Raw genomic sequence first — 26,223 nt, 5'->3', positions numbered from 1 at the left:
AGGTGTACTAGTGCCTTACTGATAGGTGTTTTTTAAGTTGAATTACCAATTGTAAATAATTGATTGATTTACACTATCTCAATTCAATATCAATCCTGGAGATGGACAGATAAAAATGTTTGTTTCCAGGATTTTCAGTATCACGAATAAATATATTGATCATCTGCGATCGCCTATTGGGCGAATACCTTTGGGATCATGATTCTATAAAAGAGAACACTTAACTTGACATCACTTTATATTTCTTAAAATAAGCTGATTTGAGTTTCACAATAGATTTGTAAAATATGATATAAATTTCTTGTCAAAATAAGTTTAAGTAAGATAGTAATAATAAAGAACCTGTAATTATTCCTATGAATACTATTTCTAATTTGGGATATAAACGTCCCCTCTGGCAAAATATTGTCATCTTAACTTTGGGCTTCTGGCTCAGTGCTAGTATAGTTATAGACTGGGTAATTATGCCTAGCTTATATGTCTCTGGCATGATGAGCCAAGCCAATTTTGCCCAAGCTGGTTATACAATTTTTTGGAATTTTAATCGCATTGAATTATTGTCTGCTGGGTTAGTATTAACTGGGATATTAGCACTCAATAATAAAGAAAATAAATTGCATTGGGGTATGCTCTTTTTACCCATATTACTACTTGCAGTATGCTTGACCGATACTTATATATTCACACCACAAATGTCTGCTATTGGTTTGCAGATGAATCTATTACAAACGACTGCGGAAATCCCAGCCACTATGAATATGATGCATGGTCTTTACTGGGTACTGGAAGCAATTAAATTAGTAGCAGGTTGTAGTTTATTTTCTTGGTGCTGGCGACAATAATCATCCATAGGCAAGAGAAAAGGTTGACTCACATCTTGCACCTTCTCAATAATGGTAAGGTGGGCAGTGCCCACCCTACTACCCCATCACTTCTGCTAAATTGTCTAGCAAATTTCTAGCTGTTTGAGAAATGGACTGCCAATTTCCTGAGCTAACAGACGATTGAGGAAATAATTGCCCACTCAAACCAACTGCGATCGCTCCAGCTAGAATAAATTGCCGAGCATTGTCTAAATTTACACCCCCTGTGGGGATCAAAGGAATTTGTCCTAGGGGTCCTTGGAGACTTTTAATATAGTTAACTCCTCCCACTGCTTGGACGGGAAATACCTTCACGCAACTAGCACCCCGTTCCCAAGCAGTCACAATTTCTGTGGGAGTTAATGCTCCTGGGATCATAGGTATTCCCATTGATTGAGCTAATTCAATCATTTGGGGATCCACATGGGGCGTAAACAAAAACTGTGCCCCAGATGCAATTGCATCTTTGAGGTGGTTGATATTTAACAATGTTCCTGTACCAATCCAGCATTGGGGTAACTCTGAACGTAGTTGACTAATTAGAGTACTTGCTTCTGCACTATTCCAGGTAATTTCAATTAATTTCATACCTCCAGATACCGCAGCCATAGCCATCTGATATCCTAATTCTTTTTCTGGAGCGCGGATAACTGCGATCGCTCGATGTTGTTGGAGTAGTTGTAACCAAGTCATTCAATTTTAGATTTTAGATGTTGCAAAACGGATCATCCATCTTTGATTTTGGATGAAAAATCTGTATCTACATATACTTATGCCCATCTATCTTTAGTAATAGCTTTCTAATTGTCAAATTTATGCCAAATTGCAGATGTTGGTGGTCATTTGTCAGTGAATGAAGATATTTAGTAGTCACTATTAATCAAAACTTATTTCCCAAATCAGCGCATATATATAATTGTAAACAAGTATTAAGAAATACTTATTAAGAAATATTGCAGAAGCTTGATTTAATTGCTAACGTGTGAAAATGTTATTCCTTTTTGGTGAATGCTCATCTCTCAAGAGGGAAAATCTATGAGCAATATCCACAACTGCCAGTATTAAAGCCAGCCATTCATGTATCCAGATAATTTCTGATTTATTTCACCCCATCTTTGAGTGATTAACCCAAGAGGAGTGGGGTGAAGAAGAGAATTTTAGAGGTATAAACAATGAATATTCAAGGTAAAGTAGCCTTAATTACAGGTGCTTCCCGTGGTATTGGGCGAGCAATCGCTCTAGAATTAGCACAACAAGGTATTAAGCGATTGATTTTAGTTGCACGTAACCGTAAGCGTTTGGCAGAAGTAGCAACAGAAATTGAGGCAATGGGTGTAGAAGCTATCACCCTAGCCATTGACTTAACTCAACCGACGGAAGTTAACATAGCTGTAGCACAGCTTTGGCGCAGTTATGCACCTATTCATATACTAGTCAACTGTGCAGGTGTGGCATCCCAAAAATCATTTTTGCAGTCGAAACTACCCCAACTACAAGAAGAACTATCTGTCAATTTATTGGGAATGTATACCTTAACGAGTCTGATAGCGAGACGAATGGTAGCCAGAGGAGAAGGAACCATTGTTAATGTATCTAGCCTCATGGGTAAAGTTGCAGCACCAACAATGGCTACCTATTCTGCCACCAAGTTTGCCATCTTAGGGTTTACCCAGGCTTTGCGAAAGGAATTAGCAACCCATAATATCCAAGTAGTTGCCTTACTACCAACTCTCACAGATACAGATATGGTGAGAGACTTCAATTTGTTTCGTTGGGTAAAACCAATATCACCCCAACGAGTTGCTCAAGCACTAATTACAGGTTTGCAAAGAGATTCCCCAGAAATTCTGGTTGGTTGGCAAAGTCATTTAGCTATTTGGTGTCAACGCTTGGCTCCTTGGTTGCTAGACATAATTTTACATATGGCTACTCCTCCCCCTCATAAGGGCTATGATTTACCCACCAATCCTACAACCCTTACAGGATAGAAGAGACAAGGGAGAAAAATATACCTACACTTCCCACCCACACTCCCCTACCTACTGACTTCTAAGCAGGGGAGCAGGGGGAAAGAAGATTCTACTTAGGTAATTGGCGGTGCAAATTATTTTTCATCGGGACTGTCTTCTTCAACTATGGTGGTAATAGTAATGAAAACCATCATAATAAAGGTAAGAGAATCTCAATTTCAGTACCTTTACCTAATTGCGATCGCACGTTAAATTTACCTCCATGTCTAGTGGTAATAATGCGATAGCTTAAAGTTAAACTATTTTCCATTTCTGATTTTTTCCTTGCAGCTAATGATGTAATTAATTTCTGTCGTTCTTCTTCTGAAAAGCCAGAGCTATTATCAGCAATACAAATTAAAATCCAGCGAGAGTCAGGAATATTATCATTAGTCGTATCTCGTGAAATTACTGATGTCGTAATCTCTATTGTTGGTTGATTTTTTTCAGGTTGAAACCCTGAATATAATGGCTGTTTGACTGTTGTATCCAATAAATTATCCACAGCATGACTAATAAGATTCATAAATACTTGATACAATTCACCAGGAAAACAAAGTACTGGTGGTAAAATGTCATAATTTTTGATAATTTTAATTTCTTTTTTTACTCGACTAATTATTAATAATAAAATGTTATCTATACAAGCATGTATATCTATGGGTTTTTGATATACAGCATCCATATGACAAAAATTTTGCAGGCTAGTCACCATTTTTTTTAATCTTTCAGCACCAGTCTTAATGCTAGATAATGATTGAGATAAATCTTTTTCTAAAAAATCAAATTCTATTTCTTCTTTTAATAAACTAATATCTCTAGGAATCTCTGGCAAATCTTGCTCATAAGCAGCAATTAATTTCAGCAAATCCTGACTATAATTAGAAACATAAGTTAAATTACCCCAAATAAAACCCACTGGATCGAGAATTTCATGGGTAATACCATCTACCAAACGTCCTAAACTTGCCATCTTCTCGTTTTGAATGATCTGTACTTGGCTACGTTCGTAACGTATTTGAGTTTCAATCCCCTGTAATAGCCAAGCAGCAAGATGGAGTTCTTGCATATCTAACAAACAATAGGTATTATCTGGATTTTGCACTACGATTGGTTCTGTTAATGCTTGAGGCGATCGCAATAAAGCATCTGTTGGCGAACATCGCTGTAATGCCAAATGCATAGCTTTTAAGACATGAGTATGTGCAGGTAGTTTTAAAATAGGTGTACGGGCATAGCTGTAAATCACACTTAAGGGCTGCTGGAAAAAGAAGTCTTTACTTTGGGAATGAATCAGCAATTCTAGGAACCGGCGACGAGAAATCATCCCATAGTATATTCCTTGTTCCAATAAAATTACTCCCGGTAATTGGCGGTATCTATCCAAGTATTTCCCCAATTCTTCCCCAGTAAAACTAATTTCCACAGCAGAGCTATACATGGGAAGTTCTTCAATCCTAGAATCTAGACCCAAATCTAGATCACTACCTGTAGACAAACATGGTGGTGATATTTGTTCATGAGGTTGATGCAGCATTTTATACTTTTATCTGATATAAGAAAGACAAACAATAAGCTAATATTCTAGCTTTTGTCATATCTGCCACTTAAATAATGCACAAATCAGGTGCAAAAAATACTACAGCAGCAAACAAGTAAACATTTATACTAACTTATCAGCGATTGAGATCGCTACTCTCCCTAGAGTTTCTGCTGCTAGTCTATCTGAAACTTCCCATCAAGCAACTAATCTAGTCAAACTGATGGTACCCATCAGAACTATGAATAGTTGATGAAAATGAGTTAAATAATTAGTGAAACTGTGTTTAAGATAATATAAACTCAACACAAATGCGATAAATATAACTATAAATGATAGAATATCCATTCCTGACATCAAAATATAGTTATTATTCACTTATTAAAGTCCTCCAACAGTCCCTATCTAAATTTGATCCCCATTTCGATAGAATATCTTTGCATAACCTTACAACTCAATTTGGCTTTGCTCTGCGACACACATGAATCAATTAAATAACGGTTTTACTATATTTTTGAGTTTGCTAGTTGAGGCGGTGCCTTTTTTGCTACTGGGAGTTTTATTTTCCAGTTTTCTGTTATTTTTCATCGACGAACGTAAACTGGTGGCGCTCATGCCAAAAAATCCCTTATTGGGTGCATTAGTTGGCAGTATGATCGGTTTTTTGTTTCCTGTATGTGAATGTGGCAATGTCCCAGTAGCACGTAGGTTTTTAATGCAGGGAATACCCACACCAGTAGCCATTGGTTTTTTGTTGGCAGCACCAACAATTAACCCGATTGTAATCTGGGCTACTTGGACAGCCTTTAGGAGTCAGCCAGAAATAGTAGTTTTACGGGTGATTTTATCCTTGATAATCGCCACAATTATAGGCTTTGTGTTTAGTTTTCAAAAGGACTTAAGTCCTATAGTCCAGCCAGCACTGGCTCGATATTTAAAATTTAATCCCCCCACCAAGGTAAAAGCTCAAAATGTGGGGCAAAGTTCTTTCATATCTCAATCTAAAGGTGGCTTGAGTTTGCTGCAATCGGGCAATTATTGGTTCGGTAATACTGGTATCACAGGTTTACCCCAACCCATTAGTAGTACTTTGGGAGCAAATAGCCTAGCAGACTCCATCACCACCAAACCAACAGCAGATAAAATGCAATTGGTTCTAGAAAATAGCATTCAAGAATTAAGAGAATTGGGAGGAGTACTGGTAATCGGAAGTGCCATCGCAGCAGCAATCCAAGTATTAGCTCCCCGTGATCTAATTATTAGCCTTGGTGCTGGCCCAATTACTTCCATTGTGGCTATGCTACTTTTGGCTACAGTTGTATCTATCTGTTCCACAGTAGATGCTTTTTTTGCCCTGTCTTTTGCTTCTACTTTTACTAGTGGTTCTTTATTAGCATTTCTCATATTTGGTCCCATGATTGACCTCAAAGGCATTGGTTTGTTACTATCCATCTTCAAACCCAAAACAGTTTTTTATCTCTTTGCCTTGGCTGGATTACTGACATTTTTGTTCACCTTATTTATTAACTTGCATATCATTTAAAGAATTAGTCATTTTCCTTACTTTGTTCCCTATCTTCCCACAATGACTAATGAGCCATGAAAAACCTCAATTCTCGCGCGAAAATTTACAATCTTTTACTCCCATGGTTAGATGTTTTAGCGATTATAGCCTGGGGAATTTTGATGTTAAAGTACTGGCTTACAGGCAAACTCAGTTTGTTAATTCACCCCAACTATTTTGGGCTAGTTGTGGCAGCCGGTATTGTTTTAATAGTTATTAGTCTTGCTAAAACACAGCAATTGTGGCGACAGCGCCGCCGTCAAACAGAGCCTAGTGCCCAGCATATCTCTCTTTTTCCTCCTGGCTGGGGTAGTGCCTTACTCTTAACTACTGCAATCTTGGGTCTGCTGATTACTCCCCAAGTTTTTGCCAGTCAAAAGGCAATGCAGAGAGGAGTAAATGATTTATTAGGCACATCACGTATTCAACCCCAAGCCTTTACAGCCTCCATTCGTCCAGAAGAGCGATCGCTTGTTGATTGGGTACGCACCCTGAATGTATATCCAGAACCGGATGCATACACCAATCAAAAAGTTAAAGTGCAAGGATTTGTGATTCATCCACTCGAATTAGGACAAGAGTATTTGTTTTTAGCACAATTTGTTCTCACTTGCTGTGCAGCAGATGCTTATCCGATTGGATTACCAGTAAAATTGCCAACATCTCGTCAGGAATATAAACCAGATTCATGGTTAGAAGTAGAAGGAACTATGGAGACAGCGACTTTATCGGAAAAGCGGCAACTTACCATTAATGCTAAATCTTTAAAAAGTATTCCTCAACCCAAGAATCCTTACAGCTATTAAGGAATATTTCTGCGACCTAATTATTGATGACTCATGAATAGTAAAAAGGCTTTTTTACAACCACTGGATCGAATCGCTATCGTCTGTATACTCTTGCTTTGTTTATTGATTGGGCTGTTAATATTACAAGGGGATGTTGTTAAACCCAGTGTCAGAAATTTCAGTTGGGAAAATAAAAAAATTGGAGCAGATGAGGTATCATTTAGCCTTACCTTTAGCCGTCCTATGGATGTTAAAAGTGTGGAGGAAAATCTCGAAATTGAGCCTCCTTTAGCCGGTAAATTTAGTTGGGCTGGACGGCGTATGGTTTATACTCTCTTGACTCCCCCTCCCTACGGCACCGATTATCAAGTACAACTGCAACAGGCAAAGGATAAATTTGCTACCAACGCCGGAAGCAAAAAAGTGATTCAACCTTTTATAGGTAAATTCACTAGCCGCGATCGCGTTATCGCTTATATAGGAGCAGATGCAGAAAACCAAGGTCAGTTAGTTCTCTACAATTTAACCCAGCAGCAAAAACAGATCCTCACCCCAAAAAATTTAGTGATCACGGAATTCAAACCCTATCCTAATCGGGAAAAAATTCTATTTACTGCTCGTTCTACTAGTAATGACGACCTATTATCCGTAAAATTATATACGGTTACTACTGGTGTTTCCACAGAAGAAAATAAAAAAATTGCAGCACCAGGTAAGGTGCAATTAGTTCTAGATAATAAAAAATACCAAATTCTCAAGTTTGACCTATCGGCTGATGGGAACATCATTGTTGTTCAAAGGGGTCATAGAAAAAACCCCAGTGATTTTGGATTGTGGTTTATGCCAGCCACAAGCAATAAATCTGGTAAAAAAGCTGCACTCAAACAACTAAAAAGCGAACCAGGAGGAGACTTTATTATTACTCCAGATAGTAAAGCTGTTGCTGTTGCTCAAGGACAGGGAGCCGCAATTTTACCTTTGCAAACTGATGCTAGTAAACCTTTGGATTTTTTACCCCAATTTGGTTTAGTACAAGCCTTTTCCAAAAATGGAACTCAAGCAGCAATGGTAAAGTTCAATACAGACTACACCCGTGACTTATTTTTAGTTACTAATCAAGGAACCCAAAAACAACTCGTCAAAACCACAGGTTCCATTGTTAACTGCCAATTTGACCCCGCATCACCCACACTTTATTGTTTACTAACACAGTTATTACCAGGAGAGCTTTATCAAGAACAGCCTTATTTAGTTGCAATTAACTTAAAAACAGGAGAACAAAAACCATTAATGATATTACCTGCAGGACAACGCAATGTGCGTATGAGTATATCTCCTGATGGTCTGGGACTATTATTTGATCAAGTTAAAGCACAACAAACAAATAACCAATCATCTTCTAGCAGTGAATTGATCACTGATGATGCTCAACTAATTAATAGTAGTCAGCTGTGGTTAATGCCTTTGTCTAAAACCTCTACAGCCATTAAACCAGAACAACTTCCTTTAGCTGGGTTGCAGCCCCAATGGCTACCTTAATAAGTAATAAGTAATCAATAATAAGTACAACCAGGCTTTAGTCTGTTGTGTAGTATCCTTTTAGAATCCCCGCGCCTTCAGCTAGGGGAGCAGTCAACAGTTCTACTCATATTCCGAAAAATTTGATTAATTGTATGTCTTTATGTTTATCTATAACCACTCATCTATATATTAGACTTATAATAAGTGTTAAGTAAAAATGACACTAAGTAGGTTGGCGTAAAAAATTATCGTTTGGATAAGGCAGGGGGCAGGGAGCAGGGAGCAGGGGGAACAAGGGTTTTAGGCTTATTTACTATTCTTCACATAGTTTGGTTTTATTGTGCCGACTTACTTACTATAGGTTATGGTAATAGTTCCCGCTCCATAATGTGCCTATCTATAGATGAAATAAATCAGAAACAATATCTCAAAAATGCCGTCAGTCATTACACATAACAGAAATATATAAGGACTACTGCTATGACACGCTGGCATCATCATCAATCTAGAACCGCTGCTCTCATGGCAATGGCTATCTCAACTGGTGCCATTGTCCCTGTTTTGCTTCCTTCCCCCGCAACTGCACAAATGTTCCCTGACAGTTTTAGAGGACAGGCTATTAGTTCAGGTGCAGTAATACCCCTAACATACTCAAAAGATAAAATAGTTCTCAGTGCCAAAGAGACAAAATCCCTGGAGTTGGAGATAGCAAATAATATTATTGACAGAAGGGGTAATATTTTAATCGCATCTGGCAGTAAAATTACAGGAGAACTAAAACCAGCAACTTTGAATGGAGAAGAAGGTTCCCAATTTGTGGCAAAAGAGTTAATATCTCCTGATGGTAGACGACAGAGAATAGATGCTGTATCGAATGTCATCACTAAAAAGGAAACTATTAGGAAAGGTTCTGATACTAGTAGAATTTTACAGGGTGCAGCAATTGGTACAGGGGCTGCAGCTTTGATTTCATTAATTACAGGTGACAACAAGATTAATTTGACTGAAATTTTAGCTGGTAGTGGTGTAGGTGCATTAGCAGGTGCAGTATTTAGACGCAGGAAGGTAGAAGTGATCATGATTGAGCCTAACAAAGGGGATTTGGATGTGACTCTACGTTCTAGTTTTGCACTTCCTGATAATAGATATAGATATAGATAAATTGAATACTTTTCTGTAGTGCCATATTCATTTTATTAAACTAAATAAATTTATTAGGGAATGCATTTAATTAGTGATAAATGCCATTGGGGTTTCTATTTTGGGAACCCCTGATTAATTTCTAGATGTATTTAGGTTAAGACATGGCAGAATTATAAAACTTACATGGGTTAGCTTTTGACTTATCCGTAGCGGTATTCAGTTTTTCAATTTATGTATATTTTTCAACAAGTCATCTATTTTAGTTGACTTGATCCTCAAAAAAATTACGGTTAAACGCAAGAATATTTTCATACTCTACAGTTATTAACCATCAGAATAATTTCGTAGTTATCTGCAACTATTTAAATAGTCGTCCGTCTATATAAATGAGGATTATTCATTATAATAACGACATTTAGAAATAGAACAATAAATTAAGATAAGGTGTATAAAAATAACAATACATAGTAATTTTCAGGAAACTTTTTGTTACCAGAAAAGTCCAATAAACTAACAGAAATAAATTGAATTGACCAAAAGGAATTAGATCAATGTTGATGGATAAAAAAATCTACTCTGGATGCGCTACTTTTATGGCTGTGGGTATTACAGTAGGTACTATTGCGCCCTTAATTAATCCTGCTCCCTCATTTGCTCAAACTCGTTTTAACGATGTTCAATCTAATTATTGGGCAGCAGAATTTATTCAAGAATTATCCCAACGCGGTATAATTGCTGGATTCCCTGATGGTAGTTTCCGCCCACAAGAAGCAGTTACCAGGGCGCAATTTGCGGCTATGGTTCGTAAGGCTTTCCAAAAATCTCCAGAACGTCAATCAATTTCTTTTGTAGATGTCTCCAGTAATTACTGGGGATATGGTGCAATCCAAGAAGCATATACCACCGGCTTTTTAACAGGATATCCTGGTAATGTTTTCCGTCCCAACGAAAATATTCCTCGTCAACAGGTATTAGTTGCCCTTGCTAATGGTTTGGATTACACTGCCAATAATGCCGAAGATACCTTGCAGTATTATAATGACTCTTCTGGGATTGCTAGTTATGCTCGCGCTCCCATAGCCGCAGCAACGGAGAAGCAAATTGTAGTCAACTATCCCAATATTAAGTTTCTCAACCCTAACAGAACAGCAACCAGAGCAGATGTAGCAGCTTTTATCTACCAAGCATTAGTTAGTAATAATCAAGCATCAGCGATTAACTCTCCCTATGTGGTTGCTCTGGCTGATACAACCATATCTCAACCCCTTTCAGTGATTATTCCTGAAGGAACTTCTATCCCGGTTAAGTATGACAAAGCGAAAAAGATTCTAGTTACAAAGGATGAAACTGCTCCTTTAACTCTCACCGTATCTCAGAATGTAATTACAGATCAGGGGGATGTGCTCATTCCTGCAGGTAGCCAAGTTGTGGGAGAACTAAAACCTGTCAAAGATAAAGGTGGCTCTCAGTTTGTGGCTGAAAAACTAGTTTTAACCACTGGACAGGAATATAAAATCAACGCTACTTCAGAAGTAATTACCAACACCGAAACCATCAAGAAAGGAACTAGTACTCGGGCGATTATCAGGAATACGGCTTTAGGTGCAGGTGCAGCAGCAGCCGTATCCGCAGTCACTGGCGATCGCGCCATCGCCACGGAAGAAGTTCTTGGTGGTGCAGGTATTGGGGCTTTAGTTGGTCTATTCTTTGGTAGAAAGAAAGTTGATTTAATCGCCATTGACCCCAATACTGACTTACAAATGACCATCGGGCAAAATTTACAGATTTCCTTGCGGTAATTAGGAGTTGGGAGTTGGGAGTTGTTAGTTGTTAGTTGCTAAGTAAGTCGGCACAATAAAACCAAACTATGTGAAGAATAGTAAATACTGTCCGTTCGCTCATTTTTGAACCGAAAATTTAATTAAGCCTTACAAAGCTTATGATCTAGGATATGCCGTCAATTCAGGCATTTTTGGCTCTTACAAGGTTTTAGCCATTTTTATGATTTAGACCTCCCTACGTCTTAAATAGGCGCTTCTGGAGGCTTTTTATTAAAGTTTCAAATATTACTTCTAAATAACCGCTTACTTAGGAATCGCCTTTTTCCTTTTAAATTAAGGCTTTAATTCAACTTAGAGTTTCAAAATAAGCGAACGCCGAGTAAATAAGCCTAAAACCCTTGTTCCCCCTGCTCCCTGCTCCCTGCCCCCTGCCTTATCCAAACGATAATTTTTTACGCCAACCTACTTAGTTGGGAGTTATAAATCATAATCCTTCCTTGACTCCTTCACTCCTTGACTCCTTCACTCTTCTTCCGGGGTAACCAAATTACAAACGTAGTTCCTTGGGCTAATGATGTGATTGAAGACTCCGTAGCAGGGCTAAAAATTTCCATTTCCCCTTGCATTTGCTCTATCAATTGTTTAGCGATCGCTAAACCCAATCCTGTTCCGGGAATAGTAGTTTCAGCCTGAGCACCTCGATAATACCGTTCGCCAATATGTTCTAAATCTTGAGTTGGAATACCTGGACCAGTGTCACTAATTGCTATACCCTGAAAATTAGCTTTTTTTTGTCCAGTCCGAATTAAAATTTTCCCACCAGTAGGAGTATATTTTAAAGCATTATCAATAATGTTATTTAATACTTCCGTTAATGCCTTTTTGTTGACTCTAACTAGTGCTAAAGTTGGGTGAATTTCTGTGATTAATTCCAATCCTCTTTCCTGTGCTATTGCCCTAGCTGATGATAATAAAGGCTCTAATATATCTAGTAAATTACAATCAGTTGTTTCCTCCCCTATTCCTGGTAATAATAACGGTGATTGTCCCTCTTTTTCCACCGTTGCTTCCACAAAAATTTCATTTTCCTCTGGTAGCTTGAGACGAACTAGATCCTCTGGAGTAAGGTCAATTACTTCATCAAACTTTTGGAGTAATTCTTGTAGGCGATCGCTTTCTCTAACAATACTTACCGCAATATCTTGATTAGGTGACTCTGGTCGCAATCGCTTCATTAATAATTTGCCAAAGGTTCGTAATGCTGTTAGAGGATTGCGAAATTGGTGCAATAAATTATCAAGCAAATCCTGCTGCTGCTCTTGGAGGATTTGTTGCTGACGTAGCTGTTGCTGTAACCACATGCGACGTTTATCCAAAATACAGGCGATCGCCAAAGTTTGAGCAACTCGCTCAACTTCACAGCGTTCCTTTTCAGTCCATTGGCGATCTCCCCTAGCAGTTACCAATAAACCCATCATCAACCCTTCATGAATCAAGGGTAAAACTATTTGATCCTCACTGGGTGCAGATTCTGTTTGTGAGTACTGTTTTGTTTGAGGGGGTAACTCAGATTCTTCTAAAGACTCCCTTTCATTTCCTGGTCTTAATAAATTTTGCTTTAACTGAGGTAAACCTAAAGGGTTAAATCCTTGTCTTAAGGTGGCTGTTTCCGGATAAACCACAATAGGTATTAATTGTGGCTCGTTAGTTGGTGCTTCCGCCAATTCTTGTGTTAGATACACAACGCTCAAAGAAGCTCCCAACCCTTGGCTTAATAAAGCCATCTGTTCTCGGCAAAGAGCAATAAACTCAGAACTGGCAGGAATTAACATTGGCAGTGCTATTGCTCACTCAACTAAATATTACTAAGGAAAGATTCCGCAACTACAAAGTAGTTTTTATTGCACGCTTTTCATAATAATTACTCAAAGTCTCAACTTAATATCCGAATTACTTTTTCATCACCTATTTAACTCATTATATTTTTTAGATGTATCAAAACCTTAAAAAACTATTGATTTTTTTTGTTAAAAATTTTATAATATCCACGGATTTTGTAGCTAAAACTACATATTGTAGTTTTCAAGAGGAGGACAATATATTGGCCAGGAGACGGAAACGGAAGAGCCGTCGCCGCCAAGAGGGACGGCGAATCTTGGAGCATGTAGCTCAATTTAGCATTGAAAGTGGTGAAGATAAACCAGTGACAGCAGCGAGAAAATTTATTCAAGCTGAGGGTATATTGCCACCTGCATTGCTACTAGTTAAACGGAATGAACACACTACAGACCGATACTTCTGGGCCGAGAAAGGTCTGTTCGGTGCTCAATATGTAGAAGAGAACCACTTTTTGTTTCCCAGTCTCAGAACACTAGAACCTGATTCAGTACAAGATGTACTGGCTATGGCTAGTCACTGAAACAAGGTACATGGCAATCTTAAATATTGAGTGTAGCTTTTGACAATGCATTAACTGGCAAAATTGCTCAGTTTATTCAAAACTTAATCTTTTTTTTATTTTGCAGCTAATTTGCCATTAGTCGGGTTCTCTTGACTTAATCCCTAGAACCCTGTCAAAGCTTAGTTGGGTATTGATTGATTGCGTATTTGTTTGGGTGATTTTTAATTAAGGGAGAGTTTAGCTATCTCCCTTGATTAAAAATACGGTTGTTATTCTAGCATAAGCATGTCAACCCTAATATAAATTGATTGGCAAGATATAAATATCTAAATAGAAGAGTAGCGCTCGTAAGCTGCTCTCACTCGTAGAGGAGTGCACGGACTTTACCAGAAAATTGGGTCTAAAGCCCTGTCCTTTTAGGACGGCTTTTTGATATGATTGTATTATCTCATATAGAAGATCCAACCATAATATAGAAGATCCAACCATACAGGACGACCCAAATGGGTGAAACACGACAGTTCGCGAAACAATAAAGACAACTCGGTAGGGAACACGAGTATAAACATAGCTGGCGAAATCAACTTTTAAGAATTAATAATTCTGCCATTGACACCACTTATAACTAGTTGTAGTAGATAGATGGTTTCCATCTTCTAAAACTTGTTTTAATTATGGTCATAAGAAGGAAATGTTTAAACTCAATGAAAGAGTTTATGTATGATGAAGCTGGATTTGATAATAGAGATGACTATCCCTATGGTTATAGTCCGCGAGGAGAAAGGTGCCATAGCCTAAAATGTGGAAAGAAAAGAGAAAGAGCAAGTTGGATTAGTGCTTTAAAAGATGGAAAAATTTTTGCTCCTTTAACTTTTGAGGGTTGTTGTAATCGAGATTTATTTGAAGCTTGGTTCTCTCAAAGTTTAATTCCTCAATTGATACCAGGAGATATTATTATTGTTGATAATGCTACTTTTCATAAAGGAGAAAGCATCAGAGAAATTGTTGAAGATGCTGGATGTGAAATCTGGTATTTACCAACTTATTCCCCTGATTTGAACAAAATTGAGAATTGGTGGTCTGTGTTAAAAACTTGGATGAAACAAATGTTTCCAGAGTTTGAAACCGTCCAAGAATGTGTAGATGCTGCTTTCAAAAACTGTCCTAACGTTTTTGCGTAGTGCTATAGAATCACAGATGAGAAAGACTCTCACTGAGAATCAGTAGTTGAGTCTTCCTTTTGAGGTAAAAATTATTCTCTATCAAGAGGTTTATTTACTCATTAAGCATCTTATTGGGCTTTATTGACAACCTTAAGAATAGGGTTTGAGACCGAAGATTTTCGATAAATAAGCAAAAAATTACCAGAAGTGTAACGAGAGGGTGAAAGCCCCACCAGAAAGAGCAACACAGTTGCGTGTTTCGTTCTTTAGACGGGTATGAAGCCCGAGACTGTGGGATTATCCCACAGTCTCTACAGCTAGACTCAAGCAAAGAATTGAGCAATTATATCAACAGTATGGGATTGAGTTTATAGAGACAGAAGAAGCAAAGACCTCAACAGTATCATTTGTTGATGGTGATACATTGCCAAAACACGGTGAAAAATCCGTTGGCAAAGCCGCTCTGAAAGAGCTAGATTGCCAATCTTCTGGTCGTAGAGTAAAACGTGGTTTATGGACCCACAGCAATAAATTTATATATCAATGCAGATGCAAATGGTGCAGCCAATATCATCAGCTCTCTTGAAAAGTTGCTCCTCTTGAGTTCTACACAAGACCGCACTTTCCGCAAGTTAAGCGGAACACTTGGACTTGATTTGAGTGTAGTGTGTAGGGGTTCTTTGACTCATCCCACCCAGATTTATATTTGGGTGACAGCTAATTAGAAGCGAGGTGACGCGGTTTTACCCGTCGTGCAGCATCTTTATCTTTTTAGAATCCCCTCGCCTTCAGGCAGGGGAGCAGTCAAATTAATTACTAATTGGTTTTAACTGTAATGCCCTCTGTAACTCTATGAGTTCATCTCTATGGGCTATTACAGTTATTTTGCTTAGAGAGCCTGTTTGGCTGCTATTAGAAGTCAATTTTAGTAATACTTTCTCCAGCTTTCCTGCTTTTTTCCAATAAAAAAGACCACTCGCAGGGGATATTGCAATTACTCCCAAAAATAGCTGCATGAGACTAGGAAAAAGCGATGACAAAACCAGTGAAAGACAAAGTAAACCAATGGCAGTCAAGATAGTCAAAAAGACCGCTAAAAACCAACTAGGTTGTACAAAACCTTCAAAAGTCACTTGATTTTGTTCTCGGTCTACCGCTGCCACTCGGTAAGACCGCGCTTTAAAATAATCTTGCAGTTGATTCATGAGAGTGGTTTCATCTTGTTCACCTGCAAGTTCTAGCCTTTGTAAACGCTCCTTTGCAGAAGCACGGATAAAAAAGAGTAAACCAATCGCTAACAACAAAGTGAGCAGCAAAGTAGATGGCAGAATAAAAGTACCCATAGCCGATTGTCATTTTGTAAATGGAGGGGACTTATTCATAATAGATTATTCACTAATTTACCCTCCTATTGATGTATTGTTGCCACAAATTAGATAAATTCTCCGCTGTAGTTTGCCACTCTGAGGAAATTTGATACATCCGTCTTGGACGGCCACGCCCTTCGAGTTTTTTCCAATACCCAGTAATTGCACCTTCTTCTTCCAAAAACTTGATCGCACTGTAAAGCACGGTGTCAGAAAGACGATAGGTGGGATATTCAGATTCCAGTTTTTGAATCAACTCTGTGCCATAGGACTCACCATGTATCAAAACGCACAATATATAGCAAACTGCTAATTCCTGACAGAGGTAAGTTGGCGGAGGATTCTCAAAGAATTGATGTATATCCTCTAGTTTCATAGTTGCTGAATAGCTAGAATTATGCATGGGGGTTAAGCCTACAAACCCTATAGTTAAGTATATAGTGCTACACCCTGATTAGAGATTAAATGGTGCTACTTGAGCAAAAATGCTAAGTTGCAAACATTAAACAAGCTTCCACGTTGTTTAATTGTGGAAGTTGATAGTGCTCTTAGGGATGCAAAAAATATATGCCTCCACTAAATGTTATGTGATGTAATGAGGAGCGTTTGGACAGTAACATTACTGCCGTGCTGGTGTCAAGTGATGCCAAGAGGTTGAGAAATGGAAAAAGCTTAAGATACTGTTGAAGACATGTTAAAGGCAATATTAACTTTTTCTTCAAAGCTGAATAAAACTTTCTCAGTCAGTGATTATATCAGTATCAGGATGCAAAAGAGTGAACCAAGATCACACTGTACCGATCACGAAATGTAAGCTCTCCATACAAACCTCGCCAAATGGATGATACAAGGAGGTAAAGTTAGCCTTTGTTTCTTTTATAGAAATGTTACATACAAAACATAAGCATTGTGATTGATGGTTCCTAATAAACTTGTGTTTGAGTAAATTTTTGAGAGTTTTTTTTGTAACTCTCCAAGATAATCTGATAAGTGTGATAGTAAATTGATGAAATTTATCGAGCAGCTAACGAATTAGTAATCAATATGACAGATAGACCCAACACCCAATCTTCTTCTCCCCGGTGGGCAATTGCCAAATTATTCCGTCTTGTAGGTTGGATTAGCTTTTGGACGCAGTTAGTGCTGGGTGTTGTTGCTGCTGGAATTTTTTTAGTGTTTAGGATTCAAAGATCAGGGAGCCAAGCCAGTAATCCAGGAACAGGTTTTGGTATATTTTTTGCTGCTTTAGGATTATTGACCCTAGGAGCTGGTATTTTTTTGGCTTTCCGCTATACCAGGATTGGGAAGCAACTTATATCCTCGAATCCCCAAAATCGTCCCAGTAAAATGCAAACAATTCAAATTTTACGCTTGGGACTAATAGTGAATTTAGTGGGAATGTTGTTGACCTTATTTGGGGCGCAAGCCATTAGTGGTTCCCTATTATTAAAAGCCTTGAGCGTTCCCCAAGGTGCTGTGGGATTTTCTCCAGATCAACTTAGTAAATTAGTGCAGCCAATAGATGTATTGGTTGTACAAGCCAATATAAATACGGTTACAGCCCATTTCGCAGGGGTTGTAGGTTCATTATGGCTATTTAACCGCATTCATAAATCGGAGAAGTCAGGTTGAAGAAGGTAGTCTCGATAATAATTTGTACCACCAATTATCTAAGTAGAATTTTCCTTTCCCCTTGCTCCCCTTCAGATCGCGCCACTTGCTACAAGGCGGCGAAACCGTGCAATGCATTGGCTTACCTGCTCCCTGCTCCCCTATTTAGAAGTCAGAAGGGCAGATAAATATAATTTTTCTATTTTTTCCCGAAATCAACAGCATACCCAGTGAAGATTAATACAAGAAATTGTTGGGTAAAACTGGCCATTAGGATGTGAGATATTCAGGAGTAGTAAGAAGATGAGTACAAAACATGCAGTCAACTTTGGCACTAAGATAATTTTTAGCGGCATCGTGATTGGTTTCTGTGCTTTTCATCTGATTAGCGATCGCACTCCAAAAAATCAGGAACTTTATTTATGTGGTTTGGTTGCTACTCTGGCATATTTACAACCTTCTCCCAAGGCATCTACAGAATGACAAAAATTTTATCCCAACTACGGGAGCAGAAAAATCTATCAGCTGAAATCAATAAATATCTGAGACCATAAGTATTTACACCAACTAAATTAAATAAAATAACCGTAAAAATTTGGCTTTTGAGGTGATACCAAGGCAAAATCGTTATAGACTGATCTGTTGGCAGTAAGATTCTAGGGAACTACACAAAAAAATCTGTGCTGGATATTAAGCAAATAAGGGAAAATCCCCAATTAATTCAGGAAAGGTTAAATCGTCGCGGTGATAACTACGACATTCAACCCCTATTGGAGTGGAATCAAAAACAACGGGAATTGTCAACCCAACGGACTCAACTCCAAACACGCAGCAATGAAATTGCCAAACTCATACCTGGAAAAATTAAATCTGGTTGTGATCCTAAAGGGTCAGAAATTACGGCTTTGCGCTCAGAAGGTAGTTCTGTAAAATCCGAGATTGGAGTCATAGAAGCTCAAGAAAAAGAGATTATTGCTCAAATTGATACACTTTTATTGGCAATACCCAACTTACCTAGTGAATCCACACCCCTAGGTCAGAGCGAAGAAGAAAATATCGAGGTACGCCGTTGGGGTGATGAATATATTCCCCAAAACCCCCATATTCTTCCCCATTGGGAAATTGGCGAAAAATTAGGGATTCTAAATACAGAGCGAGCTGTGAAAATCGCCCAAAGTCGCTTTGTGTCACTCATTGGTGCTGGAGCAGCATTGGAAAGGGCATTAATTCAGTTTATGCTTGATCGCCAAATAGCTGCGGGTTACGTGGAAGTTATGCCACCAGTACTAATCAATACAGAATCTCTGACAGCTACTGGACAATTACCGAAATTCGCAGAAGAAAGCTTTAAATGCGCTGAAGATGACTTGTGGTTATCTCCTACCGCCGAAGTCCCAGTCACAAACCTCTACCGTGATGAAATTTTGCCTGATGATCAATTGCCCATTTACCACTGTGCTTACACTCCTTGTTTTCGACGAGAAGCAGGAAGCTATGGGCGAGATATGCGGGGTTTAATTCGTTTACATCAGTTCAATAAAGTAGAGTTATTGAAATTTGTCCATCCCGATACATCTTTTGAGGAATTGGAAAAATTGACAGGTAATGCGGAAGCAATTTTACAGGCTTTGCAACTGCCTTATCGAGTAATTGAATTATGTACAGGGGATTTAGGTTTTTCGGCTACGAAAACCTATGATTTAGAAGTTTGGCTACCTTCCTCTGGTAAATATCGAGAAATTTCTAGCTGTTCTAATTGTGGAGATTTTCAGGCACGTCGGGGTAATATCCGTTTTAAAGAAAAGGGTAAGAAAGGAACTCAGTTTATACATACTCTCAACGGCTCTGGTTTAGCCGTTGGCAGGACGATGGCAGCTGTTTTGGAAAATTACCAACAAGAGGATGGAACGGTGAGGATACCGGAGGTTTTACAGCCTTATTTAGGAAGGGATATACTTTGATGAATATTTATGGATAACATTGAAGAAGGCAGCTTTGCTGGAGGCAGAAAGCAGAAGGCTCAATGTTCCTGAGTAATTCTGACACCCTACTCCCGTGAAACTAGTCCTAAAATAGAAATAACTATAGCCAAATTATTTTACATTTTTTTCGTCTATGTCAGTTTTAGCAGCGATCGCAGTCTTGGCGGTTTTAATCGTAGTACATGAGTTAGGACACTTCCTTGCTGCCCGTTCTCAAGGTATTCATGTCAACCGCTTTTCTTTAGGCTTTGGTCCAATTCTTTGGAAGTACCAAGGACCTCAAACTGAATATGCCGTCCGGGCTTTTCCTCTGGGAGGTTTTGTCGGTTTCCCTGATGATGACCCAGATAGCGAGATTCCAGCCGATGATCCAAATTTGCTGGGTAATCGCCCAATTTTAGACCGGGCAATAGTTATTAGTGCTGGAGTGATCGCAAATTTAATATTTGCCTATTTGGTACTGGTGATTCAGTTTGGCATTGTTGGCATTCCGGAATTGAAATATCAACCTGGTGTGATTGTTCAACCAGTTAATACCGAACAATCTATCGCTTATCAAGCCGGAATTAAGCAAGGAGATATTATTCTGGCTGTAGGGGGTAAAGAACTGGGAGCCTCTAAAAATGCGATCGAATTACTCAAAACTGAAATAGAAACCCATCCCAACCAATCCGTTGACTTGACAATTCAGCGCCAACAAGAAAGTTTATCTTTACAAGTCACCCCCACATTAAAAGAGGGTAAGGGTCATATTGGTATTGAATTAATACCCAATGCTACCTCTGTTTATCATCGTCCCCAAAAAGTACAGGAAGTTTTTGGCATTGCTGCTAAAAGGTTTCAACAGCTAGTTGTAGGTACATTTCAAGGATTTGGACAATTAATTACCAACTTCCAAGATACTGCCGATAAATTAGCGGGACCTGTAAAAATAGTGGAAGCAGGAGCAAAATTAGCTGCCAATGACAGCACTAATTTGTTATTTTTTGCCGCCATTATCAGCATTAACTTGGCTGTGATTAATATTTTACCCCTACCAGCTTTGGATGGTGGACAATTAGCTTTTCTCTTGATCGAAGGCTTACGTGGTAAACCCTTACCAAATAAAATCCAAGAAAATGTCATGCAAACTGGCTTGGTGCTACTTTTAGGATTGGGAATTTTCTTGATTGTTAAAGACACGTCCCAACTAGAGTGGGTGCAAAAATTATTTCAGTGATTACTAGCCGCAAACAGTTAAGTAAAAAGCAAAGGGCATTAGAAATATTAGTGCGTCTCAAACGTTTGTATCCTGATGCCACTTGCTCTTTAAATTACTCAAGTATTGTGCAACTTTTAGTAGCTACCATTCTCTCTGCCCAGTGTACGGATGAAAGGGTGAATAAAGTTACACCAGAATTATTCCGTCGTTTCCCTGATGCCTCCAGCTTGGGTAATGCTGAATTGACAGAGCTAGAAACCTTGGTGCGTTCCACAGGGTTTTACCGCAATAAAGCCAAAAATATTCAAGCCGCCTGTCGAATGATTGACAAGGAGTTTGGCGGAGAAGTACCTAAAACTATGGAACAGTTATTAAAACTCCCTGGGGTGGCAAGAAAAACAGCTAATGTGGTGCTAGCCCATGGCTATGGGATTAACGTTGGAGTGACTGTAGATACCCATGTCAAACGCCTCAGCCAGCGTTTAGGCTTGACCACACACCAAGACCCCATTCGCATTGAACGGGATTTAATGCAATTATTACCCCAGGCAGATTGGGAAAATTGGTCAATTCGGCTGATTTATCATGGTCGTGCTGTTTGTAAAGCCCGTTCTCCAGAATGTGAAGTTTGTCAGTTGGCTGATTTGTGTCCGTATTTGAGAAAGAAGTAGGGAGTAGGGAGTAGGGAGTAGGGAGTAGGGGGCAGGGGAGCTGACACAAATAAACTTGAGGGCTTTTATCCTTTTCTTTTTTGGTCAAGGAAGTAATGGTGAATAATCTAAATCTAATATCCAAATAAATCTAATATCCAAAATAGTATAGGTATACCAAGAAAAGGAAAAATAGCATAAGATAGAGAATGCTGTCAAAAATTAGTTTTAGGATTTATGGCGAAAAAGAGCATGGTTGAGCGCGAGAAAAAGCGCGTCAAAACAGTGGCGAAGTATGCCGCAAAGCGGGAAGCATTATTAGAAGAATTTAGGAAAGCTGAATCTCCTTTAGACAAGCTGGAAATTCATCGCAAAATTCAAAGATTACCCCGCAATAGTGCTCGCAGCCGCAGCCATAACCGTTGTTGGGTAACAGGTCGTCCCAGAGGTTATTATCGTGACTTTGGATTGTCTCGTAACGTACTGCGGGATTGGGCGCACCAAGGTTTATTACCTGGAGTCGTTAAATCTAGCTGGTAATACTAGAAAGTAATGGGTTATGAGTCATGAGTGATGAGTCATGAGTGATGAACAAAAACTCCTAACTCCCAACTCTCAACTCCCAATTCCCAACTCTTAACTTCTAACTCCTATTGCCCGCAACACTTGTCAAAACCAAGGCTTTCTAAGAGAAGATCGCTAACAGCGTTGGCGATCGCAAATTCTCCATAAAAACTTTGAGAAAAATCAAACGACCTCATTTCTGTGATAATAGCAATTACGAGGGAGCCTAGATCATTCTCTCCCTCCATTCGCTGTCTCATAAAAATTAGAGCAGCACGTTCGGCTATTTCCTGATTAACGTCTTCTGGGATAAATTCTTCATTCAGCCACTGGTGTAAAGATTTTTGTAACCATGTTTTTTCCTGGTCGGGATTAGCTACTGGGGGTAGGGTAATTGATGGAATTGGTTCAGCCATGTTAAATGTTTTTTTATACAGATTAGTTTGAACAGTTAACAATTATCATTTTTTTTGGTTGCTAGCATCAAGTTGTGGCTTCTGGGGGATTTTTTAGCTTCATTTAATTTCTAAAGTATGGATGTTGCCACTATTATTCAAGGCTATGCTCAAGGATATTTTCTCATGGCTGATGAGAATCATCTCTTGGGATGGTATGGTAGTCGCGATCGCACTCTTATCCCTCTAGATGAACGATTTCGCTATCCTAAATCCCTGCGACGAGTTTTGAATCAAGAACGATTTACAGTGGGGGTTAACCGCGATTTTCCATCGGTGGTTGAGGGTTGTGCTAACCGCGAAGAAACTTGGATTTCACCAGAATTAAAAGATATTTATTTGCTACTTAACAAAACTGGTTGGGCATATAGTTTTGAAACTTGGCAAGGGGATGAGTTAGCTGGGGGAATTTTAGGTCTTGTGATTGGCGGCGCTTTTATTGGGGAGTCGATGTTTTACCGTATCCCTGAAGGCTCAAAGGTGGCAATGGTAAAGTTGGTAGAAAGGTTACGTCAACGAAAATTTATATTATTTGATGCTCAAATGATGAATCCCCATTTGGAGAGGTTTGGTGCTTATGGGGTAAATGAACAAGAGTATCAAGATTTACTTTACAAAGCTTTACAGTGTCATTGCTCTTTAAGTTAAATTTTCACCAATAATTCTTTGATGGTACAAGCCCCCGGATTGATCTGTGGAAGAAATCACTTATTACTTAATTACTTGCGCCCAGCGTTATCTAGCTTTTCTCTCCGTCACCAAAGTCAGATTCATCGATTCACCTTTTTGGTTATAAGTGCGAATCATTCTTTGGCGCAGTGTAGGTTCAATTAACCAAGCCAGCTCTAAAAAAAAAGGTTGACCTAATTGTACCTTGAGTGGAGCAGTGGCGGAAGCTCCATCAGGAAGTAATAAAACTTGAACTGGGTTTTGGGGATTGTGCTCAAACAGAATTTGAGAATCCTTGATATTACCAGTAGAAATAATTGTTTGAGTGTCAAAATTGAGAGTTTGCAGCAATTTTCCAGTGCTATCCAACTGCAATTTCATTTTTGTCTCATAGGTCTTAGCAGGACGCGAATCGGGATAGATAGTGACTGCCTCTCCTTGCCATTCTCCCAATAGGTTCTCTATTTTCAACTGGGGACGTTCTTCTAAGGGAGTACCAGCAAGGTGTTCTCGAATTAGGGTAATTTTACTTAATTGATTATTGATATCAAATAATTGCACTAGGCGTAAACGGCGATTTTCATGGATTAAACTCAATTCACCACCAAATTGAGCTGCTGGACTAAATTGTGTTGGAGCTTGAGAAAAAGCACCGTTGGCAAAAAATAGGGTACCTCCGCCTCTAATGCTTTGGGAAGTAAAATCTACAACAAGATCATTTGATCCTTGACGACAAAGGGTCAACTTTGCCTTTTGGTTTTCATCAAAGCCTTCCAAGGTTAAACGGCTAGGTACATCTTCAAGTAAACTACCTTCAGAGGAAAAAGTAGTAAAGAAACCTTCCCAGATACCGAGATTTTTTAGAAAATATTCCCACTGCGATCGCATAATAATTTTGGATTTTAGACTTTGGATTAATAGTCAAACCTTTGGCAAAGCACTGATACTTCCAATTGACTACCAAATTGGTTCAGTCAAGTTTCTAATTGCCAGGATATTTTCAACTTAGAATGTCGCTCATGATAAGATTAAAATTTTTCACATAAAGTTAAGGTTCCTGAATATCCCAGTAACTGCTGACTTCTGACTCTTGACTACCTTGAGTGAGATATCTAAACTAGCAAAAACCTGGTATCCTACCACCTGTACCAAAATTATGTCCCAACTAGGCTTGTAATTTAACATGGCTAGTACACACCGCCGCGCTAAACTCAGAGGAAAATCCTTTAAAGGAGAAGATTTAACAGGTGTAGACTTCTCCGGTGCAGATATTAGGGGCACAGACTTTTCTGATGCCATTCTGCGGGATGCTAATTTTAGCCATGCAAAAGCAGGGCTACAGCGACGTTGGGCAATTAGTTTATTTCTACTATCCTTACTGCTTTCGACATTTTCTGGGTTGCTCTCTGCAATTGGTGGCTCTTTGATTGGGTTTTTGTTAGTGGATCCCAACCGCCCCCAAGAAAATGTTTATGTGGCTGTCATCAGTTTAATTATGGTATTGATATTCTTTCTGGTGACAGTCCGTAAAGGAGTCGCAACTGCTTGTGTCTTTTTGGGGATAGCTATGGCTGCAACAGTTATAGCGGCTATCAGTTGGGCAGGAATAGTAGCTGTAGCATGGACAGGAGGAGTCCCTACTACCCAAGGAGGAGCAATGGCAACTGCCCAATTAGTGGCTGTAGTAATCACAGGGGCTGTAGGTGTGTTAGCCATTGCCTTTGGTACAGTTGTCATATCTACTACCGCCGCAGTGGCAGGTACCATAGCAGGTTTAATAGTTGTGGCACTGACCATATCAGCAGCTGGAGCAGTGGGGGGAATTGTTTCCGTGACAGCCGCATCCGTCAACATTATCCCCGGAATTATGGCCGCAGGGGTGGCAGTTTTAGTCATTATGATTGCCACTTGGGTTAGTAGTCGTGCCTTATTTGGAGATATTAAACAAAGTTGGATTAATAGTATTGCCCTGGCTATTGCTACAAGATATGCTACCAATTTTCATCGAGCAGATTTAACTGATGCTGATTTTACCCAAGCACGATTGAAAAATACTAACCTCAATCAAGCTATTCTCACTCGTACCTGTTGGTTCCAGGTGAAAAAGCTACATCTTGCCTCAGTCAAAGCAACCTATTTAGAAAATTTACAACTGCGGCAATTACTGATTAATAAAGACTTACACAACCAAATATATGATGGTTGGAATTTACAAGGTGTGAATCTCCAAGGAGCAAATCTTCAGGATGCTAGCTTCATTGGAGCAAATCTTCGGGATTCCAACTTGCAGGATGCAGATATTTCTCGCACCAAACTAGTGCGAACCCAGCTTGATAGAGCTAACTTTAGAGGGGCAAACCTGACTGGGGCATATATTGAAGACTGGCGGATTACCCCAGAGACAAACCTCAATCAGGTTAAATGCGATTACATTTTTATGAGAGTACCCACATCAGAAAATCCCAATCCCTTTCGCCAACCTGCTAATTGGGAAGCAACATTTGCAGCAGGGGAATTTTCCCAGTTTATTAACCCCTTTGCTAATGTGTATAATACCTAGTTCTTCTGGGGAATAATGATTGCGACACATACATTTTTCGTAGGGAACATCCACAATCTTTTGGTATATAAAATTATTTGACTGGTGCCGTGCCCTTACCCATCTGTCGCATTCTTTTTTCAAAATGGTATAAAATCCAAAACTGTTATGAACCAGGATGAGTTATTGGTACTGATAGATCGCGCCGTGGCTGAGGGTTGGCGAGAGTTAGACCTGTCGGGGCAGGAGTTGACTGAGATACCAGAGGCGCTGGCGAAATTAACCAATCTCACCCAGCTTTACCTCAGTTACAACCAAATAAGGGAGATACCAGAGGCGCTGGCGAAATTAACCAATCTCACCCAGCTTGTCCTCAGTTACAACCAAATAAGGGAGATACCAGAGGCGCTCT

24 protein-coding genes and 1 pseudogene are annotated in these 26,223 nt (G+C 39.1%); 18 read left to right on the top strand and 7 right to left on the bottom strand.

Annotated features, from left to right (window positions below):
* Positions 1 to 356: 356 nt before the first annotated feature.
* Positions 357 to 842, top strand: coding sequence for a DUF4149 domain-containing protein (locus tag CALSC_RS04555; RefSeq protein ID WP_088240223.1), 486 nt, complete (start codon positions 357 to 359; stop codon positions 840 to 842).
* Positions 843 to 920: 78 nt separating this feature from the next.
* On the opposite strand, the gene CALSC_RS04550 is transcribed toward CALSC_RS04555, so the two are convergent.
* A complete protein-coding gene (locus tag CALSC_RS04550; RefSeq protein WP_088240222.1) occupies positions 921 to 1,556 on the bottom strand; it encodes a bifunctional 4-hydroxy-2-oxoglutarate aldolase/2-dehydro-3-deoxy-phosphogluconate aldolase in 636 nt (211 codons plus the stop codon).
* Between the two features lie 479 nt (positions 1,557 to 2,035).
* Between CALSC_RS04550 and CALSC_RS04545 the strand changes: the two genes are divergently transcribed.
* Complete coding sequence (locus CALSC_RS04545) at positions 2,036 to 2,851, top strand: SDR family NAD(P)-dependent oxidoreductase (protein ID WP_088240221.1); 816 nt, start codon at positions 2,036 to 2,038, stop codon at positions 2,849 to 2,851.
* A 172-nt stretch (positions 2,852 to 3,023) separates the two neighbouring features.
* Here CALSC_RS04545 and CALSC_RS04540 read toward each other — a convergent pair whose 3' ends face one another.
* Positions 3,024 to 4,409, bottom strand: coding sequence for a sensor histidine kinase (locus tag CALSC_RS04540; protein WP_088240220.1), 1,386 nt, complete (start codon positions 4,407 to 4,409; stop codon positions 3,024 to 3,026).
* A gap of 484 nt (positions 4,410 to 4,893) precedes the next feature.
* Between CALSC_RS04540 and CALSC_RS04535 the strand changes: the two genes are divergently transcribed.
* The 5 genes from CALSC_RS04535 to CALSC_RS04515 all read left to right on the top strand — a co-directional run bounded on the left by CALSC_RS04535 (position 4,894) and on the right by CALSC_RS04515 (position 11,227).
* Entirely contained in the window at positions 4,894 to 5,955 is a 1,062-nt protein-coding gene (locus CALSC_RS04535; protein WP_088240219.1) for a permease, read from the top strand.
* A 56-nt stretch (positions 5,956 to 6,011) separates the two neighbouring features.
* The gene (locus CALSC_RS04530; RefSeq protein WP_088240218.1) at positions 6,012 to 6,782 is read left to right on the top strand and encodes a TIGR03943 family putative permease subunit; all 771 of its coding nucleotides are present in this window, start codon (positions 6,012 to 6,014) and stop codon (positions 6,780 to 6,782) included.
* A 33-nt stretch (positions 6,783 to 6,815) separates the two neighbouring features.
* Entirely contained in the window at positions 6,816 to 8,303 is a 1,488-nt protein-coding gene (locus tag CALSC_RS04525) for an Ig-like domain-containing protein (protein WP_088240217.1), read from the top strand.
* Positions 8,304 to 8,765: 462 nt separating this feature from the next.
* The gene (locus CALSC_RS04520; RefSeq protein ID WP_088240216.1) at positions 8,766 to 9,446 is read left to right on the top strand and encodes a hypothetical protein; all 681 of its coding nucleotides are present in this window, start codon (positions 8,766 to 8,768) and stop codon (positions 9,444 to 9,446) included.
* Between the two features lie 533 nt (positions 9,447 to 9,979).
* Positions 9,980 to 11,227, top strand: a complete 1,248-nt coding sequence (locus CALSC_RS04515; RefSeq protein ID WP_088240215.1) for an S-layer homology domain-containing protein — start codon at positions 9,980 to 9,982, stop codon at positions 11,225 to 11,227.
* Positions 11,228 to 11,715: 488 nt separating this feature from the next.
* Here the strand turns inward: CALSC_RS04515 and CALSC_RS04510 are convergent, their stop codons facing one another.
* Positions 11,716 to 13,041, bottom strand: a complete 1,326-nt coding sequence (locus CALSC_RS04510) for a sensor histidine kinase (RefSeq protein WP_088240214.1) — start codon at positions 13,039 to 13,041, stop codon at positions 11,716 to 11,718.
* A 269-nt stretch (positions 13,042 to 13,310) separates the two neighbouring features.
* On the opposite strand from CALSC_RS04510, the gene CALSC_RS04505 reads away from it, so the two are divergent.
* Both CALSC_RS04505 and CALSC_RS04495 read left to right on the top strand, forming a co-directional pair.
* Positions 13,311 to 13,628, top strand: coding sequence for a DUF3155 domain-containing protein (locus CALSC_RS04505; protein ID WP_088240224.1), 318 nt, complete (start codon positions 13,311 to 13,313; stop codon positions 13,626 to 13,628).
* A 704-nt stretch (positions 13,629 to 14,332) separates the two neighbouring features.
* Positions 14,333 to 14,791, top strand: a pseudogene (locus tag CALSC_RS04495) (IS630 family transposase); the annotation flags it as partial.
* 791 nt (positions 14,792 to 15,582) lie between these two features.
* Here the strand turns inward: CALSC_RS04495 and CALSC_RS04485 are convergent.
* Both CALSC_RS04485 and CALSC_RS04480 read right to left on the bottom strand, forming a co-directional pair.
* Positions 15,583 to 16,116 carry a cofactor assembly of complex C subunit B gene (locus CALSC_RS04485; protein WP_088240213.1) on the bottom strand — a complete coding sequence of 178 codons (534 nt, stop codon included), beginning with the start codon at positions 16,114 to 16,116 and terminating at the stop codon, positions 15,583 to 15,585.
* 52 nt (positions 16,117 to 16,168) lie between these two features.
* Positions 16,169 to 16,516 carry a PadR family transcriptional regulator gene (locus tag CALSC_RS04480; RefSeq protein ID WP_088240212.1) on the bottom strand — a complete coding sequence of 116 codons (348 nt, stop codon included), beginning with the start codon at positions 16,514 to 16,516 and terminating at the stop codon, positions 16,169 to 16,171.
* Between the two features lie 668 nt (positions 16,517 to 17,184).
* Here CALSC_RS04480 and CALSC_RS04475 point away from each other — a divergent pair.
* From CALSC_RS04475 to rpsN, 6 genes are all read left to right on the top strand, one after another.
* The gene (locus CALSC_RS04475) at positions 17,185 to 17,772 is read left to right on the top strand and encodes a DUF3611 family protein (RefSeq protein WP_088240211.1); all 588 of its coding nucleotides are present in this window, start codon (positions 17,185 to 17,187) and stop codon (positions 17,770 to 17,772) included.
* A gap of 282 nt (positions 17,773 to 18,054) precedes the next feature.
* On the top strand, positions 18,055 to 18,234 hold the full coding sequence (locus CALSC_RS04470) for a hypothetical protein (RefSeq protein ID WP_088240210.1): 180 nt from the start codon (positions 18,055 to 18,057) through the stop codon (positions 18,232 to 18,234).
* Between the two features lie 197 nt (positions 18,235 to 18,431).
* Entirely contained in the window at positions 18,432 to 19,712 is a 1,281-nt protein-coding gene (gene serS, locus CALSC_RS04465) for a serine--tRNA ligase (protein WP_088240209.1), read from the top strand.
* Between the two features lie 154 nt (positions 19,713 to 19,866).
* A complete protein-coding gene (gene rseP / locus CALSC_RS04460; RefSeq protein ID WP_088240208.1) occupies positions 19,867 to 20,952 on the top strand; it encodes an RIP metalloprotease RseP in 1,086 nt (361 codons plus the stop codon).
* Complete coding sequence (nth, locus tag CALSC_RS04455; protein WP_088240207.1) at positions 20,928 to 21,605, top strand: endonuclease III; 678 nt, start codon at positions 20,928 to 20,930, stop codon at positions 21,603 to 21,605. The genes rseP and nth overlap by 25 nt, the downstream gene beginning before the upstream one ends.
* A 216-nt stretch (positions 21,606 to 21,821) precedes the next feature.
* Positions 21,822 to 22,124 (top strand): 30S ribosomal protein S14, encoded by a 303-nt coding sequence (rpsN, locus tag CALSC_RS04450; protein WP_088240206.1) that lies wholly within the window; start codon positions 21,822 to 21,824, stop codon positions 22,122 to 22,124.
* Between the two features lie 110 nt (positions 22,125 to 22,234).
* Here the strand turns inward: rpsN and CALSC_RS04445 are convergent, their stop codons facing one another.
* Positions 22,235 to 22,564 (bottom strand): hypothetical protein, encoded by a 330-nt coding sequence (locus CALSC_RS04445; protein WP_088240205.1) that lies wholly within the window; start codon positions 22,562 to 22,564, stop codon positions 22,235 to 22,237.
* Positions 22,565 to 22,681: 117 nt separating this feature from the next.
* Between CALSC_RS04445 and aat the strand changes: the two genes are divergently transcribed.
* The gene (gene aat, locus CALSC_RS04440; RefSeq protein ID WP_088240204.1) at positions 22,682 to 23,251 is read left to right on the top strand and encodes a leucyl/phenylalanyl-tRNA--protein transferase; all 570 of its coding nucleotides are present in this window, start codon (positions 22,682 to 22,684) and stop codon (positions 23,249 to 23,251) included.
* A gap of 87 nt (positions 23,252 to 23,338) precedes the next feature.
* Here the strand turns inward: aat and CALSC_RS04435 are convergent, their stop codons facing one another.
* Positions 23,339 to 24,160, bottom strand: a complete 822-nt coding sequence (locus CALSC_RS04435) for a DUF3598 family protein (RefSeq protein WP_088240203.1) — start codon at positions 24,158 to 24,160, stop codon at positions 23,339 to 23,341.
* Positions 24,161 to 24,455: 295 nt separating this feature from the next.
* Here CALSC_RS04435 and CALSC_RS04430 point away from each other — a divergent pair, with 295 nt between their 5' ends.
* Positions 24,456 to 25,832, top strand: a complete 1,377-nt coding sequence (locus CALSC_RS04430) for a pentapeptide repeat-containing protein (protein ID WP_088240202.1) — start codon at positions 24,456 to 24,458, stop codon at positions 25,830 to 25,832.
* Positions 25,833 to 25,979: 147 nt separating this feature from the next.
* A partial coding sequence (locus CALSC_RS04425) for a leucine-rich repeat domain-containing protein (protein WP_143288150.1) occupies positions 25,980 to 26,223 on the top strand: 244 nt, incomplete at its 3' end.

The sequence above is a fragment of the Calothrix rhizosoleniae SC01 genome (assembly GCF_900185595.1).
In the GTDB taxonomy this organism is placed as follows: Bacteria; Cyanobacteriota; Cyanobacteriia; order Cyanobacteriales; family Nostocaceae; genus Calothrix_A; species Calothrix_A rhizosoleniae.
This window is presented reverse-complemented; position numbering and strand designations above follow the sequence as displayed.

Excerpts from the sequence above, each read along its gene's own strand:
- CALSC_RS04555 (WP_088240223.1), top strand. The coding sequence starts at position 357 with ATGAATACTATTTCTAATTTGGGATATAAACGTCCCCTCTGGCAAAAT.
- CALSC_RS04550 (WP_088240222.1), bottom strand. The coding sequence starts at position 1,556 with ATGACTTGGTTACAACTACTCCAACAACATCGAGCGATCGCAGTTATC.
- CALSC_RS04545 (WP_088240221.1), top strand. The coding sequence starts at position 2,036 with ATGAATATTCAAGGTAAAGTAGCCTTAATTACAGGTGCTTCCCGTGGT.
- CALSC_RS04540 (WP_088240220.1), bottom strand. The coding sequence starts at position 4,409 with ATGCTGCATCAACCTCATGAACAAATATCACCACCATGTTTGTCTACA.
- CALSC_RS04535 (WP_088240219.1), top strand. The coding sequence starts at position 4,894 with ATGAATCAATTAAATAACGGTTTTACTATATTTTTGAGTTTGCTAGTT.
- CALSC_RS04530 (WP_088240218.1), top strand. The coding sequence starts at position 6,012 with ATGAAAAACCTCAATTCTCGCGCGAAAATTTACAATCTTTTACTCCCA.
- CALSC_RS04525 (WP_088240217.1), top strand. The coding sequence starts at position 6,816 with ATGAATAGTAAAAAGGCTTTTTTACAACCACTGGATCGAATCGCTATC.
- CALSC_RS04520 (WP_088240216.1), top strand. The coding sequence starts at position 8,766 with ATGACACGCTGGCATCATCATCAATCTAGAACCGCTGCTCTCATGGCA.
- CALSC_RS04515 (WP_088240215.1), top strand. The coding sequence starts at position 9,980 with ATGTTGATGGATAAAAAAATCTACTCTGGATGCGCTACTTTTATGGCT.
- CALSC_RS04510 (WP_088240214.1), bottom strand. The coding sequence starts at position 13,041 with ATGTTAATTCCTGCCAGTTCTGAGTTTATTGCTCTTTGCCGAGAACAG.
- CALSC_RS04485 (WP_088240213.1), bottom strand. The coding sequence starts at position 16,116 with ATGGGTACTTTTATTCTGCCATCTACTTTGCTGCTCACTTTGTTGTTA.
- CALSC_RS04480 (WP_088240212.1), bottom strand. The coding sequence starts at position 16,516 with ATGAAACTAGAGGATATACATCAATTCTTTGAGAATCCTCCGCCAACT.
- CALSC_RS04475 (WP_088240211.1), top strand. The coding sequence starts at position 17,185 with ATGACAGATAGACCCAACACCCAATCTTCTTCTCCCCGGTGGGCAATT.
- CALSC_RS04470 (WP_088240210.1), top strand. The coding sequence starts at position 18,055 with ATGAGTACAAAACATGCAGTCAACTTTGGCACTAAGATAATTTTTAGC.
- rseP (WP_088240208.1), top strand. The coding sequence starts at position 19,867 with ATGTCAGTTTTAGCAGCGATCGCAGTCTTGGCGGTTTTAATCGTAGTA.
- rpsN (WP_088240206.1), top strand. The coding sequence starts at position 21,822 with ATGGCGAAAAAGAGCATGGTTGAGCGCGAGAAAAAGCGCGTCAAAACA.
- CALSC_RS04445 (WP_088240205.1), bottom strand. The coding sequence starts at position 22,564 with ATGGCTGAACCAATTCCATCAATTACCCTACCCCCAGTAGCTAATCCC.
- aat (WP_088240204.1), top strand. The coding sequence starts at position 22,682 with ATGGATGTTGCCACTATTATTCAAGGCTATGCTCAAGGATATTTTCTC.
- CALSC_RS04435 (WP_088240203.1), bottom strand. The coding sequence starts at position 24,160 with ATGCGATCGCAGTGGGAATATTTTCTAAAAAATCTCGGTATCTGGGAA.
- CALSC_RS04430 (WP_088240202.1), top strand. The coding sequence starts at position 24,456 with ATGGCTAGTACACACCGCCGCGCTAAACTCAGAGGAAAATCCTTTAAA.